This window comes from Cupriavidus consociatus, assembly GCF_017814975.1.
Classification (GTDB): Bacteria; Pseudomonadota; Gammaproteobacteria; order Burkholderiales; family Burkholderiaceae; genus Cupriavidus; species Cupriavidus consociatus.
The window spans coordinates 59,131-77,404 of sequence record NZ_JAGIQA010000010.1 but is presented as its reverse complement, the minus strand read 5'-3'; the positions used below and the strand labels follow the sequence as shown (position 1 = coordinate 77,404).

The following is an 18,274-nucleotide window of genomic DNA, read 5'->3' as shown; positions in this document are numbered from 1 at the left end:
GAGCACATCATGGCAAGCAAGGGCGGCCGCGACAAGATCAAGCTGGAATCGACCGCAGGTACCGGTCACTTCTACACCACCACCAAGAACAAGCGCACCATGCCGGAGAAGATGGAGATCATGAAGTTCGATCCCGTCGCTCGCAAGCACGTCGCTTACAAGGAAACCAAGATCAAGTAATTGATCCGGTATCCCGCCAAAAAGCCCCGCCTCGTTGCGGGGCTTTTTGTTGCCCGCTGATTTGCCGCTGTTTTGCTTACGGCCCTGCACGCGCGACGTTGGCGCCCGCAGACGGCAAGAAGCGCGCCGTTCGGCACACCACCGCGGGCGGCGCGCCCTTCCGGCGCGATCACCGCCCATCCCGCCCGGCGCACTGGTGCACGGCATGGCGCGCACGGTGTAGACTTTGCCGTTTCCCCCATTCGCCTGGCGCCCTGAGGCGCTCTCTCCGCACCATGAATTTCGACGTCGCCATCGTCGGCAGCGGGCTGGCCGGCCTTACGGTCGCGCTGCAACTGGCCGACACCCACCGGGTTGTCATCCTCAGCAAGCGCGCCATGACGCAGGGCGCCAGCGACTGGGCGCAGGGCGGCATTGCCGCCGTGCTGGATTCCGGCGACAGCCATGACGAGCACACGCAGGACACGCTCGTTGCCGGCGCAGGACTGTGCGACGAAGAGGCAACCCGCTTTATCGTGGAGCATGGGCGCGAGGCGATCCAGTGGCTGATCGACCGCGGCGTGCCATTCACGCGCGACGAGCAGGCCGAACTGGGCTTCCACCTGACCCGCGAAGGCGGCCACAGCCGCCGGCGCATCATCCACGCGGCCGATGCCACCGGACACGCGGTGGTCAGCACGCTGCTGCAGCAGGCCACGCAGCATCCGAACATCACCATCCTGGAAGACCATTTCGCGATTGACCTGATCACCTCACGCAAGATGGGACTGCCGGGCAACCGGTGCTATGGCCTTTACGTTCTCGACGACAACACCGGCGCGGTGCACACCCTCACCGCCACGCACACGGTGCTGGCCGCGGGCGGCGCGGGCAAGGTCTACCTGTACACCACCAACCCTGACACCGCCACCGGCGACGGCATCGCGATGGCGTGGCGCGCGGGCTGCCGGGTGTCGAACATGGAGTTCATCCAGTTCCACCCCACCTGCCTGTACCACCCCTATGCCAAATCGTTCCTGATTTCCGAGGCGGTGCGCGGCGAAGGCGGGCTGCTCAAGCTGCCCGACGGCACCCGCTTCATGCCCGAACACGATGAGCGCGCCGAACTGGCACCGCGCGACGTGGTCGCGCGCGCGATCGACTTCGAGATGAAGAAGCGCGGCCTGGACTGCGTCTACCTGGACATCAGCCACCAGCCCGAAGCCTTCCTGAAGGAGCACTTCCCGACGATCTACGCGCGCTGCCTGGAACTGGGCATCGACATCACGCGCGAGCCGATCCCGGTCGTCCCGGCTGCGCACTACACCTGCGGCGGCGTGGTCACCGATACCGCGGGCCGCACCGATATCGGCAACCTGTACGCAGTGGGCGAGTCTGCCTGCACCGGCCTGCATGGCGCCAACCGGCTGGCCTCCAATTCGCTGCTCGAATGCATGGTGATCGGCCGCGCCGCGGCGGAAGACATCGCCTCGAAGGACAAGGCCGGCGCGCCCGACATCACGCTGCCGGCGTGGGACGAGAGCCGCGTGTCCGATGCCGACGAGGAGGTCGTGGTGTCCCACAACTGGGATGAACTGCGCCGCATGATGTGGAACTACGTCGGTATCGTGCGCACCAGCAAGCGGCTGGAACGCGCGCAACACCGCATCGGCCTGCTGCGCGAGGAAATCGCCGAGTACTACGCCAACTTCCGGGTCACGCGCGACCTGCTGGAACTGCGCAACCTGGTGGAGGTGGCCTCGCTGATCGTGGACAGCGCGTACTCGCGGCATGAAAGCCGCGGGCTGCATTTCAGTCGTGACTATCCGGACTCGCTGCCGAAGGCGCTGCCGACGGTGATGCAGCCCTCGGCCGGCCGCAAGCGCTGAGCGCCGTCCAGCAATAAAAAACGGGGTGCGAGCCAGATGGCTCCACCCCGTTTTTTTTGACTTCGTGCTGGCGATGCGTCAGCCGATGATACGCAGCGAGTAATCCGTCGCGCGCACGTCCTTGGTCAATGCGCCCACCGAGATACGGTCCACGCCGGTCTCGGCGAACGTGCGGATGGTCTCGGCATTGACGCCGCCCGAAACCTCCAGCAGCGCCCTGCCCTGGTTGATCTTCACCGCGTCCTGCATCATCGGCACGGTGAAGTTATCGATCAGCACCGACTTCGCGCCTGCTGCCAGGGCCTCTTCCAGCTCCGCCAGCGACTCCACCTCGACCTGCACCGACGCCTCGGTATCGAGCGCCTGCGCCGCCTGCATCGCGGCAGTGATGCTGCCTGCCGCGGCGATATGGTTTTCCTTGATCAGGATGCCGTCGTACAGCGCCAGCCGCTGGTTCTCGCCACCGCCGATGCGCACCGCGTACTTCTGCGCCAGGCGCAGGCCAGGCAGCGTCTTGCGCGTATCCAGCACGCGCGCGCGCGTGCCGGCGATCAGGTCGGCATAGCGGCGCGTCGCGGTGGCCACGCCGGACAGCAGTTGCAGGAAATTCAGCGACGGGCGTTCGGCAGTCAGCAGCGAGCGCGCCGGGCCGGTGATCTCGCACACCACCGAATCCGGCGTCATTCGGGCACCCTCCTCCTGCAGCCACCGCACTTCCAGCGCCGGGTCGACCGCGCGCATGCAGGCATCGAACCACGGCTGTCCGCACAGCACCGCCGCTTCGCGCACGATCACGCGTGCGCGCGCGGGCTTGCCCGCGGGAACCAGCAGGCCGGTCAGGTCGCCGCTGCCGACATCCTCGGCGATGGCAGCCTGCACATTGGCTTGCAGCGCCGCCTGCAGCGCTGCGCCATAGCTGTCGAAAATCGGATTCACGCTCATGCCGGACCGATCCCCTGGAACAGCGCCTGTTCCTTCGCCAGGTCGGACGACGGACGCACATTGCGCTTCTGCGCCGCGGCAAAATCGAGCATGCGGTTGATGCAGGTCACCGCCTTGACGCCGATGGCCGGGTCGACATGAATCTCGTTGCGCCCCGTCTCCAGCACTTCGGCCAGGTTGGTCAGCGCGTTCATCGCCATCCACGGGCAGTGCGCACAGCTCTTGCAGGTCGCGCTGTTGCCGGCAGTCGGCGCTTCGATGAAGTGCTTGCCGGGCGCGGCCATGCGCATCTTGTGCAGGATGCCGTTGTCGGTGGCAACGATAAACTCGGTCGCGTCCAGCTTCTGCGCCGCCTCGATCAGCTGCGAGGTGGAACCGACGACATCGGCCTGCGCCACCACGTTTTCGGGCGATTCCGGATGCACCAGGATCTTGGCGTTGGGGAATTCACGGCGCAGCAGGTCCAGCTCGATGCCCTTGAACTCATCGTGCACCAGGCACGAGCCCTGCCACAGCAGCATGTCGGCGCCGGTCTGCTTCTGGATATAGCTGCCCAGGTGCTTGTCGGGGGCCCACAGGATCTTCTTGCCCTGCGCATGCAGGTGCTCGACGATCTTCAGGCCGATGCTCGACGTGACCATCCAGTCCGCGCGCGCCTTCACCGCCGCGCTGGTGTTGGCGTAGACCACCACGGTGCGGTCCGGGTGCGCATCGCAGAAGGCGGCGAATTCGTCGGCCGGGCAACCCAGGTCGAGCGAGCAGGTCGCGTCCAGGTCCGGCATCAGCACGGTCTTCTCGGGGCTGAGGATCTTGGCGGTCTCGCCCATGAAGCGCACGCCGGCCACCACCAGGGTCTTGGCTTCGTGGTCGCGGCCGAAGCGGGCCATTTCGAGCGAGTCGGAGACGCAACCACCGGTTTCTTCGGCGAGGTCCTGCAGGTCGGCGTCGACGTAGTAATGCGCCACCAGCACCGCGTTGCGTTCCTTCAGCAAGCGGCGGATACGCGCCTTGAGCGACTGCCGCTCATCGGGCGTCAGCACCGGCGGCACCTTGGCCCAGGCATGGGCAACGCAACTGCCGCCAGTAGCGTTTTCGGCATCCGACAGGTTCGGCTTCTCGAACTCGACGGTCTTGATCGATTGTGGGGTCATCTCCGGGTACTCCTCTAGACCTCCGCCAACAGGGTGCGGCCGGCCAGAACATGGGGGAGTTTATCTAAAACAAAAGCCCCGCCATGGGCGGGGCTTTGTCAAACCATACGGCGCGGCCGAATTGTATCAGGCGTAGCGGCGCAGGCGCAGCGAGAAATCGTGCAGCGCCTGGATACCGCTGGCCTCGGCACGGTGGCACCAGGCCTGCAGCTGCTGCAGCAGCTGCTCGCGCGTCAGGTTGGAACGGCCCCAGATGGCGGCCAGTTCACGGCGCATTTCGACGAAGGTCTGCAGCGCCTTGTTTTGCTCAACGATGCTCGCCAGCTGCTCGCGCTGCTGCGCGGCCAGCTTGGTTTCCTCGCGGTGGAACCACTTGCTGGCGGGCTTGAAGCTGCGGTACTCGGCAACACGGCCTTCCTTGAGCTTTTCCAGCTCCTGGCGGAACGCGCCCTTGACGGCCTTGGCGTAGCGCGCCATCACGTCATAGCGGTTGGCGATGATGGCTTCCAGCGTGTTGTGGTCGACCGGGCGGGCTTCCACCAGGCGCGCCTTGGGCGGGGTCTTCTTGACCTTGGCCAGGCCGACCGCCTGCATTGCGCGGATATAGCCCCAGCCCACGTCGAACTCGTACCACTTGATCGAGAACTTGGCCGAGGTCGGGTAGGTGTGGTGGTTGTTGTGCAGCTCCTCGCCGCCAATGATCAGGCCCCACGGCGACACATTGGTCGACGCGTCTTCGCAATCGTAGTTGCGGTAGCCCCACCAGTGGCCCAGGCCATTGATGATGCCGGCGGCGTGGATCGGGATCCACAGCATCTGCACCGCCCATACCGACATGCCGATCACGCCGAACAGCGCCAGGTCGATGATCAGCATCAGGCCAACGCCCTGCCAGGTGAAGCGCGAATAAACATTGCGCTCGACCCAGTCGTTCGGGCAGCCATGGCCGAACTTGGAAATGGTTTCTTTGTTCTTGGCCTCGGCGCGATAGAGTTCAGCCCCCTCCAGCAGCACCTTGCGGATGCCACGGGTCTGCGGGCTGTGGGGATCGTCCTCGGTCTCGCACTTGGCGTGGTGCTTGCGATGGATCGCGGTCCACTCCTTGGTGACCATGCCGGTGGTCAGCCACAGCCAGAAGCGGAAGAAATGCTGGGCGATGGGGTGCAGATCCAGCGACCGGTGCGCCATGCAGCGGTGCAGGAAGATGGTGACGCCAGCGATGGTGATGTGCGTCATCACCAGCGTGTAGATGACGATCTCCCACCAGGCCCAATTGGCAAGGCCGTTGGCGGCCCAGTCAAGAATAGTGTCGAACAAACTGTTCTCCGTCGGTTAAACAGGGACTTCCCGTGCAGGCCGGCGGGGCCGGTGCACACAACGCGCAGAAAAAATAGCTGCGAATCTATTGATTGCAATAGCTGTCTGGCGCGTGCCTCGGGACCCGAAGTCGCTCCGGGCTCCCTGGCACGCGAGTCTGGCGCCGGCCGTGGCAGGCGGGACAAGGTACGAGCCGCTGCAATCTGGCGGCTGTCTGATGTGGGAGCGGGATGTCTCAACCCGCGACAACCCGGCATTCTACCGGATTGGCGAAGGCGCGAGCATACGCTATTTCCCGGATTTGGACGGGGTGCGACGGTTTTCGTTCCGTGGGTGCCTGACTCGCCGCCTGGCTAGCATCTGCACGGACCTGTGACGCTCAGGTGACAGTCTAGGTGGCGTTAGCGGCTTCCGGCAAGGTACTTGCCTTGGGGGCGCCTGGCCCGGGCATTGGCGTCTCGTGCATCACACGCAGCTCACGCTGGGGATAAGGGATCGAAATGCCGTGATCGCGCAGCGTGCGCCAGATGGCGCGGTTCATCGCGGATTGCACCCCTAGCTTGCCGTTCTGCGGATCGGCAACGTAGACCGCGACTTCGTACTCGATGCCGCTGTCGGCGAACAGCACCAGGAAAGCCGCCGGCTCCGGATCCTTCAGCACGCGCGGCAGTTCGCGCACGCATTCGGTCAGCAGTGCGATCACGGTCTCGGGATCGGCGCTGTAGTCGGCCTGCACGCGCGTCGCCACGCGCACATTGGTATTCGAGAACGAATGGTTCTGCACTGACTGCGCCACCAGCTGCTCGTTCGGCACCAGCGTCTCGCCGTCGCCGTTGCGCACCACGGTGTAGCGGGTGCGGATCTGCGACACGATGCCGGTGTACTTGTCCACCGTGATCTGGTCGCCCAGCTTGACCGAGCGGTCCAGCAGGATGATGAAGCCCGAGATGTAGTTGCTTGCAATCTTCTGCAGACCCAGGCCCAGGCCCACACCCAGCGCACCGCCGAACACCGACAGCACGGTCAGGTCTATGCCGACCAGCGACAGGCTCAGCAGCAGCGACACCAGCAGCAGCACGGCCTTGGAGATGCGGGTCAGAACTACCTTGAGGCTGACGTCGAGGTTGGCCGAGCGCATCAGCCGCTCCTCCAGCCAGGACCCGAACCACAACGCCACCAGCACCGTCAGCAGGATCCAGACCACTGCCAACAGCGTGTCGGCGAGACTGATCTGCTGCTTGCCGCCGATCGAGAAACGCATGTCCTGCATCCACCCGACCACGTCCGACAGCACCCCCAGCACATAGAGGGCCATGCCGGCCCACACCAGTGTGGTCAGCACTTTCTCTACCAGCAGCAGCATGCCGTGCAGCTGTCCGCTGCCTGACATCACCCGCCGCAGGATATAGAAGACGACGTTCAGCGCAGTGATGCCGAACAGCGGCACCAGCGCCAGCCGCAGCACGCTGATCGGGATCAGCGGCTCCAGCGCGAAGCGCGCGATCATCACCAGCACCCACCCTGCCAGCGGGAACATGGCCCGCTCCAGGCTGGCCGCGGCAAAGCGCAGCGAGAAGCTGGAAGTGGCGTAGCGCGCCTCGAGCCGGCGCACCACGTAGCGTCCCAGCGGCCACGCCACCGCGAGGCAGCCGGCGAGCACCAGCAGCTGCCAGAAAAATCCCGGGCCGCCGGCATCGCGGATCAGGTCGCCCAGCATCTTGCCGAACATCGAATGGGAGGCCTTCAGCTCGCCGCCGAGGCCGGACAGGGTTTCACCGTTCATCGGGGAGACTCAGGGTTGGACCGCCAGCCAGCTGCATGCGCCGGCGGCGGCCACAGGCGTCAGCTGGTGCGTTCCAGCACCGCGGCGAAGAAGCCGTCGGTCTGGTGCAGATGCGGATACAGCGCGAACATGCCGCTATCCGCCGGCAACGCGGGCACTTCGATCTTCTGGTCTGCCAGCACCTCGCTGGCCGGGACCAGGCGGAAGTTGGGATGCGCGGCGAGGAAATCGCGCACGATAGCTTCGTTCTCGGCCTCGAGCACGGAACAGGTGGCGTAGACCACGCGGCCGCCGCCCTTGACCAGGCGCGCCGCCGATTCAAGGATGGCGCTCTGCTTGGCGGTCAGTTCCAGCACCGATTCCGGCGTCTGACGCCACTTCAGGTCGGGGTTGCGTCGCAGCGTTCCTAGCCCGCTGCACGGCGCATCCACCAGCACCCGGTCGACCTTGCCGGCCAGGCGCTTGATCTTGGCGTCGCGTTCGGAGTCGATCAGGACCGGATGGACGTTGGACAGGCCGCTGCGCGCGAGCCGAGGCTTCAGGTTGGCCAGGCGCTTTTCGGACACGTCGAAGGCGTACAACCGGCCCGTGGAGCGCATCGCGGCGCCCAGCGCCAGCGTCTTGCCGCCCGCGCCGGCACAGAAGTCGACCACCATCTCGCCACGCTTTGGCGCCACCAGGTTGCACAGCAGCTGGCTGCCTTCGTCCTGCACCTCGACCAGCCCGTTGACGAAGATCGGCAGCTGGTTCAGCGCGGGCTTGCCGGTCATGCGGATGCCGGCGGGCGCCATCGGCGTCGGCTCGGCGCCCAGGCCGGCGGTCTGCAGCTCGGCCAGCGCCGCATCGCGGCTGGTCTTGCCAAGGTTGACGCGCAAGTCAAGCGGCGCCGGGCGCAGCCAGGCATCGCCCAGCGCCGCGGTAAATGCTTCGCCATGGCGGCGCACCAGTTCGTCGTAGAGCCATTCGGGCAGATTGGTGCGTACGCGCGGGGCCAGGCTGGAACGTTCGATCGTGGTCAGGCGATCCAGCCATTCAGCCTCTTCGGGATGCAGGAACGGCGTCAGCACGTCGCGTCCCAGCGTGGCAGCCAGGCCTAGCAGCGCCAGGCGGCGCGAGCTGGCGCCGGTGCCGCTTTCGGCAAACTGTGCGAACTCCACGCGCCGGCGCAGCACCGCATAGATGGCCTCGGCAATGATGCCGCGCTCGCGATGACCCAGCTTGCTGTTCTCGCGGAAGTAATAGCTCACCACGGCATCAGCCGGGCGCGCAAACAGCATGACCTTGCCAAGCAGGCGGTCGATATGCTGAATATGCGCGGCATGCAGCCCACCATGCATGCGCGGCGCGCCGTCGCGGCCGGCATTGCCGTTGGCGGGCTTGCGGATGGGGCTGCCCTTGCCCTTGCTCTTGCCGCGCGGCGGCGCGTGGCCCTCGCTGCGGGTGGGACGGGTTCCTGCCTGGTTGCGGCTCATGCCTTGACTCCTGCCGCCGGGGTATGGGCGGAGATGGCCATCAGCAATTGCGGCTCGGCCGGGTTGATAACGTTGACCACGCCGTCCTGCAGTTGCAGGCGGTCCTCGACGAACCAGCGTACGGCGCGGGGATAGATCTGGTGCTCGCAATCGAGCAGGCGCTTGGCCAGGCTTTCAGGCGTGTCGGACGGCAGCACATCAAGTGCTGCCTGGATCACGATCGGACCATGGTCGAGTTCCGGGGTAACGAAATGCACGGTGGCGCCGTGCAGCTTGACGCCGGCGTCCAGCGCCTGCTTGTGGGTATTCAGCCCCGGAAAGCACGGCAGCAGTGACGGGTGGATATTCAACAGCCGGCCCGCATAGCGGTCGACGAAAGCCGGCGTCAGGATGCGCATGAAGCCGGCCAGCACCACCAGGTCGGGCGCGTGCGCGTCGATGGCCTCGGCCATCGCGGCGTCAAACGAGGCGCGATCGGGGAACTGGCGATGGTCGACCACGCCGGTGGCAATGCCTTGCTGCTGCGCGAACTGCAGCCCGGCGGCATCGGGCCGGTTCGACAGCACCGCTGCCACGCGGGCCGGCCAGCCGCCCGCGCAGGCCCGGACGATGGCTTCCATGTTGGAGCCACGCCCGGAAATCAAGATGACAATTTTTTTCATCGCGCAATTCTACCAAGGCGAGGCACTAAACTCCGGTAAAGCGAACCCATTAGGTGCTTAATTCACTAGATCCGGACAGGCGGCAATGTCTCTAACATGTGGCGGTGGTGCCGTATACCCCCGATTGATGGATTGTGACGCTTCGCCCCCTCTGCTAGAGTGGGCGCTACGTCCACGCGCCAATCCTGTGCAGGGTTTTAACGACACAGTGCTCCGAGCGAGCGGGTGACAACAAGGACGAAACGGGAAATTAGACGGGAATTCGCATGTCGAACGCTGCACCGACGTTGTTGGTGGTCGATGATCATCCTATGGCCTTGTCAGGCACCACGGCCTTCCTTGCCGAAGTCATGCCGGATGTCGCGGTACACGCCGCCGGCAGTGCCCGCGAAGCCCTGACGAGCCTGCAGCAGGGGCTACGCCCCGATATCGTGCTGCTCGATATCTGGCTGAACGACGGCACCGGCTTCGATGCCATGCAGTCGTTCAAGACCGTCATCCCCGGGGCCCGCTTTATCTTCATGTCCGCGGAAGCCACGCCCGAAATCGTCGGCCGCGCCCGTGCGTTGTCGGCATGCGGCTTCGTCGGCAAGCATCTCGATGCCAATGCCTTCACCGCCGCGGTGCGCAAGGTGCTGGCGGGCGACACCTCCTTCCCTACCGATGAAGCCCTGAACGGGCGGGCACAGTCGTTTGGCCCCGCGCACGGCATCCCGGTGACGCCGGCCGAGCTGGGCCTGACGCCGCGCCAGGGGTCCGTGCTGGCCCTGGTGCTGGAAGGCCTGCCGAACAAGGTGATCGCGCGCCGGCTCGGGCTGACCGAGAACACGGTCAAGGAACATGTCTCTGCGATCCTGCAACGCCTGGGCGTGCGTACCCGGATGCAGGTGATGTCGCGCATGGAACGGTTCCGTCTGCGCCAGTAAGGCGCCGCACTTGCCCGCGCCAGCCTAAGCCGGGCGCAGCCAGCGCCGCAGCAGCAGCCGCAGCGATGCCGGGTCCACCGGCTTGGGCAGCACGAAATACCCCGCCTCTTCCGCCGCCGCCAGCGCGGCCGACTTCAGATCGCCGGTCAGCAGCGCGCTGCGTGCCTGCGGCTGCGTGTTCTGCCAGCGCTCCAGCAGGTCCAGGCCGTTCTCGCTGCCCGGCAGCCGCAGGTCGCAGAAGATGATGTCCGGGCGCAAGCCCTTGGCAAACAGCTTGTCGGCCTCGGCGCCGTGCGCCGCGCAGGCCACGTGGATGCCCCACGCTTCCATCAGCGCGATCCACGCCTTGCGGATCTGGCTGTCGTCGTCGACCACCAGCACCGTGCCCTGCAGCCGGTCGGGCTTGGCTTCCTGGGCCTGCGCCATGGCGCGCATCTCACGTACGCTGGCGACGGTCTCGGCCGGCACCGGAGCCAGGGCAAACCAGAACACCGAACCCTTGCCCGGCACCGAGCGCACGCCATAGGTGCCGCGCATCAGCCGCACGCATTCCTTGAAGATCGCCAGGCCAAGGCCGAGGCCCTGAGACGGGTCGCGCTGCGGGTTGTTGACCTGGTAATACGGCGAGAAGATTTCGGGCAGGTGCTCGGGCGTGACGCCGGCGCCGGTGTCCCATACCTCCAGCCGCACGTGCTTGCGGCGCTGGCGCGCGGTCACCAGCACACCGCCGCGCTGCGTATAGCGCAGCGCGTTCTGCACCAGGTTGAACAGCGCGCGGCGCAGCAGCACCGGCTCGGCCATCGCGTACAGCTCGTCGGGCACGCGCGGGGTCAGCATCAGGCCGCTTTCGCGCGCGTCGGCGGCAAACTGGCTCATCACGTCGCGGATCAGCGCACCAAGCTCGCACGGCTCCAGCGTCGGCAGGACCTTGCGGCCCTCGAGCTTGGACAGGTCCAGCAGCGAACGGAACAGCAGGTCGATGGTCTGCGTGCCCGCGGCCACCTGCTCCACCAGCGGATGCAGCGACGACGACTGGTTGCGCGCGCGCAGCGCCTCCACCAGCATCACCAGCGCATGCACCGGCTGGCGCAGGTCATGGCTGGCGGCGGCGAGGAAGCGTGATTTCTCTTCGCTGGCATGCAGCGCGCGCTCCTTTTCTTCCTGAAACTGCTTGGCCAGGCGGCGGCTGTCACCCTCGAGCTGGATCGCGCGCACCAGCGTGACCTGCAGGTTGAAGGCATGGCGCGACAGCATCAGCGCGTAGATCACCAGCAGGCCCTGTACATAAGCGCCATGGCCGGGGAAGGCGAACTCCGCCATCAGGATGCTGGGCACCAGGATCGGCACGCCGGCGTACACCAGGTTGGACGGCACCGGCGCCTGCGATACCGCGCCGCCGGCCAGCACGCCCAGCGTCAGCAGGTACAGCACGCTGGAGAAGACCACCGAACCCGTATACAAATGCAGCAGCGCCGAGCTGCCCCAGGTCACCCCGGTCAGTATCGCCAGCACGCGCATGTTGTTCCACCATTTGCGCGTATGCGCGGAACGGCTCATCGAGGCGCCGTCGCGCTGGTAGCCGATATGGAACCACAGCCCGCCCGCGGTCAGCAGCAGCATGATCCCGCACCAGCCCAGCAACGCTGCGTGGCTGACATCGTCCCAGAATCCCAGCGTGGTCAGCGCCGGCAGCAGCACGGAGGCGACGATGGCAGTCGGCGCATTCTTGTGCACGATGGCCATCAGCTTGGCGCGGGTCTCGACGTCAAGCTCGCTGCTCGATTGCGGCAGGAAACGGGGCAGAAGCCGGGACAGGAACCGGTTGGGCAGCGCGTTCAAATGTGGCTGGATCGAGATGGCGGGCGCAATTCGGGGAAAAGCGGCAAGAAATGTCGTGCCCCGCGCGTTTTGGCTTCATGTGACGCCGGCGAGACACCCGAGTGGTGCATATCATGCCGCTTTTTGCGGTATCGCGCCATGCAGGGCTTGCCGGCTGCGGCACAAAAACAGCAGCTTGGCGCACATGAGGGCCCCGGCAGCGGCAAGCCGACCCATTCGCCTTATAATGCTCGCTTTACCCGAAACATTTCCCGCCGTCCCCGTGAAAGTCTTCCGCGGCCTGCCCAACGCCGAGAGCCGGGCGCCCTGCGCGCTCACCATCGGCAATTTCGACGGTGTGCATCGCGGCCACCAGTCGCTGCTCGCGCGTGCGCGCGCGGCGGCAGACGCGCGCGGCCTGCCGCTGTGCGTGATGACCTTCGAGCCGCATCCGCGCGAATTCTTTACCCCGGACAAGGCGCCTACCCGCATCGCGCTGCTGCGCGACAAGCTGGAAAGCCTGCGCCGCAACGGCGTGGACCGCGTCGTGGTCGAGCACTTCAACGCCCACTTTGCCGGCCAGTCCCCGCAGGAGTTCGTTGAAAACGTGTTGTGGCACGGTCTGCACACGCGCTGGCTGCTGGTCGGTGACGACTTCCGCTTCGGCGCCAGGCGCGCCGGCGACTTTGCCTACCTGCAGGACGCCGGGCGCCGGTTCGGCTTCGATGTCGAGCAGATGGGCTCGGTCTCCGAAGGCGGCATCCGCATTTCCAGCTCGGCGGTGCGCCAGGCCCTGGCCGATGGCGACCTCGAGCACGCGCGGCGCCTGCTGGGCCACGGCTATGCCATCAGCGGTCACGTGATCCACGGCCGCAAGCTCGGCCGCGACCTGGGCTTCCCGACGCTGAACCTGCGCATTTCGCACAAGCGCCCGGCGGTCAACGGCATCTTTGTCGTGCAGGTGCACGGCATTGCCGACCACCCGCTGCCCGGCGTGGCCAGCATCGGCGTGCGCCCGACCATCGAGGACGCCGGCCGCGTGCTGCTGGAAGTCCACCTCTTTGACTTCAACGAAAGCCTGTACGGCAAGCTGGTACGGGTCGAGTTCATGAAGAAGCTGCGCGACGAGGCGCGCTTCGACAACCTGGAAGACCTGACCGCCGCGATCGCCAAGGACAGCGCAGACGCGCGCGGGTTCTTCGGCCTGACCGCGCCTGGCGCTGCCGAAGGCACCGGTGGCCGCGACTTCGCCACCTCCGCCACCGACCGAATTAGCTAGCGGCCGGTGCCCGCCAGTGTGCGCGGGCCCGGTTCGCATGCCCCGCCCAGTCTTCCCGCGCGCGCCACGGCCTGCCGCCGGCCGCGCGCCAACGAATTGCTTCGAGAATCGAAATGTCCGACGACAAACGCGCCAAGCCCGAGAAAAACAAGTATCCCGTCAACCTGCTCGACACGCCTTTTCCCATGCGTGGCGACCTGCCCAAGCGCGAGCCGCAGTGGGTCAAGCAGTGGCAGGAGAAGCAGATCTACAAGAAGATCCGCGCGGCGCGCAAGGGCGCGAAGAAGTTCGTGCTGCATGACGGCCCGCCGTATGCCAACGGCGATATCCACATCGGCCACGCCGTCAACAAGGTGCTCAAGGACATGATCATCAAGGCGCGCGGCCTGAGCGGGCTCGACGCCGTCTACGTCCCGGGCTGGGACTGCCACGGCATGCCGATCGAGATCCAGATCGAAAAGAAGTTCGGCAAGGGCCTGCCGGTGCAGGAAGTCCAGGCCAAGGCGCGCGCGTACGCCACCGAGCAGATCAAGCGCCAGATGGTGGACTTCGAGCGCCTGGGCGTCCTGGGCGACTGGGACCATCCCTACCTGACCATGAACTACAGCAACGAGGCGGACGAACTGCGCGCGCTCGGCAAGATCATGGAAAAGGGCTACGTATTCCGCGGCCTGAAGCCGGTGAACTGGTGCTTCGACTGCGGCTCGGCGCTGGCCGAGGCGGAAGTCGAGTACAAGGACAAGGTCGACCTGTCGATCGACGTGGGCTTCCCGTTTGCCGAGACCGACAAGCTGGCGCACGCCTTCAAGGTGCCGTTCGACCAGATCAATGCCAAGCCGGGCTGGATCGTGATCTGGACCACCACGCCGTGGACCATCCCGAGCAACCAGGCGCTGAACGTGCACCCGGAGGTGGAATACGCGCTGGTCGACACGCCGCGCGGCTACCTGATCCTGGCCACCGAGCGTGTCGAGGAGCAGCTCAAGGTCTACGCCCTGGAAGGCAAGGTGGTCGCCACGGCCACCGGCGCAGCGCTGTCGGAAATCCGCTTCCGCCACCCGCTGGCCAAGATGGACGCGGGCTATGACCGCCTGTCGCCGATCTACCTCGGCGACTATGTCACCACCGATACCGGCTCGGGCATCGTGCACTCGGCGCCCGCCTATGGCGTGGAAGACTTCCAGTCGTGCAAGGCGCACGGCATGCCCGACAGCGACATCATCAGCCCGGTGATGGGCAACGGCGTCTACGCCGGCACCCTGCCGCTGTTCGGCGGGCTGTCGATCTGGGATGCCAACCCCAAGATCGTCGATGCGCTGCAGGAATCAGGCAACCTGTTCAATTCGCACAAGTACACCCACAGCTACATGCACTGCTGGCGTCACAAGACGCCGATCATCTACCGCGCCACCTCGCAGTGGTTCGCGGGCATGGACGTGGATCCGACCGAGGAAAACGGCAAGCCCGTGCCGACGCTGCGCGAGACCGCGCTGGCAGGCATCGAGGCCACCGAGTTCTATCCGTCATGGGGCAAGCAGCGCCTGCACAACATGATCGCCCACCGGCCGGACTGGACGCTGTCGCGCCAGCGCCAGTGGGGCGTGCCGATGGCCTTCTTCGTGCACAAGGAAACCGGCGCGCTGCATCCGCGCACGCCTGAACTGCTCGAAGAGATCGCCAGGCGCGTCGAGCAGCAAGGCATCGAGGCGTGGCAGACGCTGGACCCGGCCGAACTGCTGGGCGACGAGGCCAGCCAGTACGAGAAGAACCGCGACACGCTCGACGTCTGGTTCGACTCCGGCACCACGCACTGGACCGTGGTCCGCAGCTCGCACCGCGACGACCTGTACGACCAGGCCGCCGACACGCCCGAAGGCCGCCTGGCCGACCTGTATCTGGAAGGCTCCGACCAGCACCGCGGCTGGTTCCACTCGTCGCTGCTGACCGCGTCGATGCTGTACGGCAAGCCGCCCTACAAGGCGCTGCTGACGCACGGCTTCACGGTCGACGGCGAGGGCCGCAAGATGTCCAAGTCGGTCGGCAACACCGTGTCGCCGCAGGATATCTCCAACAAGATGGGCGCCGAGATCATCCGCCTGTGGGTGGCGTCGACCGACTACTCGGGCGAGCTGTCGATCTCGGACGAGATCCTCAAGCGCGTGGTGGAAAGCTATCGCCGCATCCGCAACACGCTGCGCTTCCTGCTGTCGAACCTGTCCGACTACGACCACGGCAAGCACGCGCTGCCGGCGTCGGAATGGCTGGAGATCGACCGCTATGCCGTGGCGCTGACCGACCGGCTGCAGAAGGAAGTGCTGTCGCACTACGAGGCCTACGAATTCCACCCGGTGGTGGCCAAGCTGCAGACCTTCTGCTCGGAAGACCTCGGCGGCTTCTATCTTGACGTGCTGAAGGACCGTCTCTACACCACGGCGGCGGACTCCAAGGCGCGCCGTGCGGCGCAGAATGCGCTGTACCACATCACCCAGGCGATGCTGCACTGGATGGCGCCGTTCCTGTCGTTCACCGCCGAGGAAGCGTGGCAGGTCTTTATCCACGGCACCGAACACACCGACACCATTTTCACCAGCACCTATTACCCGGTGCCGGAAATGGACGACGCCGACGACCTGCTGCAGAAATGGCATACGCTGCGCGAAGTGCGCGCCGAAGTCACCAAGCAACTGGAAGCCGTGCGCGTGGAAGGCGAGATCGGCTCGTCGCTGCAGGCAGAGCTGACCATCCAGGCCGGCGGCCCGGTGCTGCAGGCGCTGCAGAGCCTGGGCGACGACCTGCGCTTTGTGCTGCTGACTTCGTCGGCCAAGGTCACCGCCGCGCCCGAAGCCGGCGACCTGCTGGTGACGGTAACGCCGTCGGCGCATGCCAAGTGCGAGCGCTGCTGGCACTACCGCGCCGATGTCGGCCACAACCCGGACCACCCCACCCTCTGCGGCCGCTGCGACAGTAATCTGTTCGGCGCCGGCGAACACAGGAGCCACGCCTGATGGCATCGTCCACGTCCCGGTCCGCGCGGCCGGCGCGCCGCGGCAGCAAGGCCGCCGGCAACACCACGCCGCTGCTGTGGCTGGCGTTCGCGCTGCTGGTGGTGCTGCTTGACCAGTTCTTCAAGATCGTCATCGTACGCAGCTTCACCTACGGTGAGTCGCGCCCGGTCACGGGCTTCTTCAACCTGGTGCTGGTCTACAACAAGGGCGCGGCGTTCAGCTTCCTGGCCGACGCCGGCGGCTGGCAGCGCTGGTTCTTCACCGGGCTGGGCATCGTGGTCGGGGCGTTCATCGTGTGGCTGCTGTATCGCCACACCGGGCAACGGCTGTTCTGCTTCGCGGTGTCGCTGATCCTGGGCGGCGCGGTCGGCAACGTGATCGACCGCGTGATCTACGGTCACGTGGTCGACTTCCTCGATTTCTACGTGGGCAGGTATCACTGGCCGGCTTTCAATGTCGCGGATTGCGCGATCACGGTCGGCGCGGTGCTGCTGATCGTGGATGAGTTGCGGCGGGTACGAAAGCACTGAGCATAGCGATTAAGCTAGGCAGACCGATGGTGTCCCCCTCTCCCCTCACGGGAGAGGGGAGCAGTCCTCTGGGGAGCAAACCTCCAGCCGGCTTCCCCGGTATCATTTCCCTTTCTCCCCAGCCAGGCTCCCCACCATGGATTTGCGCGGCAAGCACATCGTTCTCGGCCTCACCGGCGGCATCGCCTGCTACAAGTCTGCCGAGCTGGTTCGCCTGCTGACCAAGGCCGGCGCCACCGTGCAGGTGGCCATGACCGAGGCGGCGACCCACTTCATTACCCCGGTGACGATGCAGGCGCTGTCCGGCCGACCGGTGTTCCTGTCGCAGTGGGACGCCCGCATCGACAACAACATGGCGCATATCGACCTCTCGCGCGAGGCCGACGCCATCGTCATCGCCCCGGCTTCCACCGATTTCATGGCGCGCCTGGCCAACGGCCTGTGCGACGACCTGCTTAGCACGCTGTGCATCGCGCGCGACTGCCCGCTGCTGGTGGCGCCGGCGATGAACCGCCAGATGTGGGCCGCGCCTGCGACCCAGCGCAATGCCGCGCAGCTGCGCGCCGACGGCGTGACAATTCTTGGGCCCGGCAGCGGCGACCAGGCCTGCGGCGAAGTCGGCGACGGCCGCATGCTCGAGCCGGAAGAACTGCTTGACGACATCATCGCTTTCTTCCAGCCAAAGCCGCTGCAAGGCAAGCGCGTGCTGATCACCGCCGGGCCGACCTTCGAGGCCATTGATCCCGTGCGCGGCATCACCAACCTGTCGTCGGGCAAGATGGGCTTCTCGATCGCGCGCGCGGCGCGCGAGGCCGGCGCCGAGGTACTGCTGGTGGCTGGACCCACCGGCCTGCCCACGCCGCGCGGCGTGGTGCGCACCGACGTGCGCAGCGCGCAGCAGATGCATGACGCAGTGCTGGCACAGCTGCCCGGCGCCGATGTCTTCGTCGCCGTGGCCGCGGTGGCCGACTGGCGCCCCGCGGAGGTGGCCCAGCAGAAGCTGAAGAAGGCCAACGACACCGACACGCCCACGCTGCAGTTCGTGCAGAACCCGGACATCCTCGCCACCGTGGCGGCGCGCACCGATGCGCCCTACTGCGTCGGTTTCGCGGCCGAAAGCGAAAACCTGGAGCAGTACGGCGAACAGAAGCGCCAGCGCAAGGGCGTGCCGCTGCTGGTCGGCAATATCGGCCACCATACCTTTGGCCTGGACGACAACGAGATCGTGCTGTTCGATGCCGCCGGCATGACGCGGCTGCCGCGCGCCGACAAGCTGTCGCTGGCGCGCCAGCTGGTAGCCGCGATCGGCCAGCGGCTGCCGGGCCGGGCGCGGCCCTGAGC

The 18,274-nt window shown here is 66.2% G+C and carries 14 protein-coding genes; 7 read left to right on the top strand and 7 right to left on the bottom strand.

The features are described from left to right. Positions 1–9: 9 nt before the first annotated feature. Positions 10–180 carry a 50S ribosomal protein L33 gene (gene rpmG, locus J8I82_RS15470; RefSeq protein ID WP_010814980.1) on the top strand — a complete coding sequence of 57 codons (171 nt, stop codon included), beginning with the start codon at positions 10–12 and terminating at the stop codon, positions 178–180. Between the two features lie 275 nt (positions 181–455). Next, positions 456–2,048 carry an L-aspartate oxidase gene (gene nadB / locus J8I82_RS15465; protein ID WP_209758916.1) on the top strand — a complete coding sequence of 531 codons (1,593 nt, stop codon included), beginning with the start codon at positions 456–458 and terminating at the stop codon, positions 2,046–2,048. 78 nt (positions 2,049–2,126) lie between these two features. Here the strand turns inward: nadB and nadC are convergent, their stop codons facing one another. The 6 genes from nadC to purN form a co-directional block, all read right to left on the bottom strand. Beyond that, positions 2,127–2,990: a carboxylating nicotinate-nucleotide diphosphorylase gene (gene nadC / locus J8I82_RS15460; protein ID WP_209758914.1), complete on the bottom strand. Its 864-nt coding sequence runs from the start codon at positions 2,988–2,990 to the stop codon at positions 2,127–2,129. Next, positions 2,987–4,141 carry a quinolinate synthase NadA gene (gene nadA, locus J8I82_RS15455; RefSeq protein WP_209758912.1) on the bottom strand — a complete coding sequence of 385 codons (1,155 nt, stop codon included), beginning with the start codon at positions 4,139–4,141 and terminating at the stop codon, positions 2,987–2,989. Before nadA ends, nadC begins: the two co-directional genes overlap by 4 nt. A 126-nt stretch (positions 4,142–4,267) precedes the next feature. Next, complete coding sequence (locus tag J8I82_RS15450; protein ID WP_209758910.1) at positions 4,268–5,458, bottom strand: DesA family fatty acid desaturase; 1,191 nt, start codon at positions 5,456–5,458, stop codon at positions 4,268–4,270. 391 nt (positions 5,459–5,849) lie between these two features. Continuing rightward, positions 5,850–7,241, bottom strand: a complete 1,392-nt coding sequence (locus tag J8I82_RS15445) for a mechanosensitive ion channel family protein (protein WP_209758908.1) — start codon at positions 7,239–7,241, stop codon at positions 5,850–5,852. Positions 7,242–7,300: 59 nt separating this feature from the next. Next, the gene (locus J8I82_RS15440) at positions 7,301–8,713 is read right to left on the bottom strand and encodes an RsmB/NOP family class I SAM-dependent RNA methyltransferase (RefSeq protein WP_209758906.1); all 1,413 of its coding nucleotides are present in this window, start codon (positions 8,711–8,713) and stop codon (positions 7,301–7,303) included. Then, positions 8,710–9,375: a phosphoribosylglycinamide formyltransferase gene (purN, locus tag J8I82_RS15435; RefSeq protein WP_209758903.1), complete on the bottom strand. Its 666-nt coding sequence runs from the start codon at positions 9,373–9,375 to the stop codon at positions 8,710–8,712. Before purN ends, J8I82_RS15440 begins: the two co-directional genes overlap by 4 nt. A gap of 266 nt (positions 9,376–9,641) precedes the next feature. Between purN and J8I82_RS15430 the strand changes: the two genes are divergently transcribed. After that, positions 9,642–10,301 (top strand): response regulator, encoded by a 660-nt coding sequence (locus J8I82_RS15430; protein ID WP_011615962.1) that lies wholly within the window; start codon positions 9,642–9,644, stop codon positions 10,299–10,301. A gap of 24 nt (positions 10,302–10,325) precedes the next feature. On the opposite strand, the gene J8I82_RS15425 is transcribed toward J8I82_RS15430, so the two are convergent. Beyond that, positions 10,326–12,140 (bottom strand): ATP-binding response regulator, encoded by a 1,815-nt coding sequence (locus J8I82_RS15425; RefSeq protein WP_209758901.1) that lies wholly within the window; start codon positions 12,138–12,140, stop codon positions 10,326–10,328. A 262-nt stretch (positions 12,141–12,402) separates the two neighbouring features. Between J8I82_RS15425 and J8I82_RS15420 the strand changes: the two genes are divergently transcribed. The 4 genes from J8I82_RS15420 to coaBC all read left to right on the top strand — a co-directional run bounded on the left by J8I82_RS15420 (position 12,403) and on the right by coaBC (position 18,272). Beyond that, on the top strand, positions 12,403–13,398 hold the full coding sequence (locus tag J8I82_RS15420; RefSeq protein ID WP_209758899.1) for a bifunctional riboflavin kinase/FAD synthetase: 996 nt from the start codon (positions 12,403–12,405) through the stop codon (positions 13,396–13,398). A 113-nt stretch (positions 13,399–13,511) separates the two neighbouring features. After that, positions 13,512–16,403, top strand: coding sequence for an isoleucine--tRNA ligase (ileS, locus tag J8I82_RS15415; protein WP_209758897.1), 2,892 nt, complete (start codon positions 13,512–13,514; stop codon positions 16,401–16,403). After that, positions 16,403–16,933, top strand: a complete 531-nt coding sequence (lspA, locus tag J8I82_RS15410; RefSeq protein ID WP_209758886.1) for a signal peptidase II — start codon at positions 16,403–16,405, stop codon at positions 16,931–16,933. The genes ileS and lspA overlap by 1 nt, the downstream gene beginning before the upstream one ends. Before the next feature lie 136 nt (positions 16,934–17,069). Further along, positions 17,070–18,272 carry a bifunctional phosphopantothenoylcysteine decarboxylase/phosphopantothenate--cysteine ligase CoaBC gene (gene coaBC / locus J8I82_RS15405; protein ID WP_209758883.1) on the top strand — a complete coding sequence of 401 codons (1,203 nt, stop codon included), beginning with the start codon at positions 17,070–17,072 and terminating at the stop codon, positions 18,270–18,272. Positions 18,273–18,274: the final 2 nt, after the last annotated feature.

What these genes read in the sequence shown, in the direction of transcription:
- J8I82_RS15445 (WP_209758908.1), bottom strand. Translation starts at nt 7,241, where the DNA reads ATGAACGGTGAAACCCTGTCCGGCCTCGGCGGCGAGCTGAAGGCCTCC.
- rpmG (WP_010814980.1), top strand. Translation starts at nt 10, where the DNA reads ATGGCAAGCAAGGGCGGCCGCGACAAGATCAAGCTGGAATCGACCGCA.
- coaBC (WP_209758883.1), top strand. Translation starts at nt 17,070, where the DNA reads ATGGATTTGCGCGGCAAGCACATCGTTCTCGGCCTCACCGGCGGCATC.
- lspA (WP_209758886.1), top strand. Translation starts at nt 16,403, where the DNA reads ATGGCATCGTCCACGTCCCGGTCCGCGCGGCCGGCGCGCCGCGGCAGC.
- J8I82_RS15430 (WP_011615962.1), top strand. Translation starts at nt 9,642, where the DNA reads ATGTCGAACGCTGCACCGACGTTGTTGGTGGTCGATGATCATCCTATG.
- nadC (WP_209758914.1), bottom strand. Translation starts at nt 2,990, where the DNA reads ATGAGCGTGAATCCGATTTTCGACAGCTATGGCGCAGCGCTGCAGGCG.
- purN (WP_209758903.1), bottom strand. Translation starts at nt 9,375, where the DNA reads ATGAAAAAAATTGTCATCTTGATTTCCGGGCGTGGCTCCAACATGGAA.
- ileS (WP_209758897.1), top strand. Translation starts at nt 13,512, where the DNA reads ATGTCCGACGACAAACGCGCCAAGCCCGAGAAAAACAAGTATCCCGTC.
- nadA (WP_209758912.1), bottom strand. Translation starts at nt 4,141, where the DNA reads ATGACCCCACAATCGATCAAGACCGTCGAGTTCGAGAAGCCGAACCTG.
- J8I82_RS15440 (WP_209758906.1), bottom strand. Translation starts at nt 8,713, where the DNA reads ATGAGCCGCAACCAGGCAGGAACCCGTCCCACCCGCAGCGAGGGCCAC.
- nadB (WP_209758916.1), top strand. Translation starts at nt 456, where the DNA reads ATGAATTTCGACGTCGCCATCGTCGGCAGCGGGCTGGCCGGCCTTACG.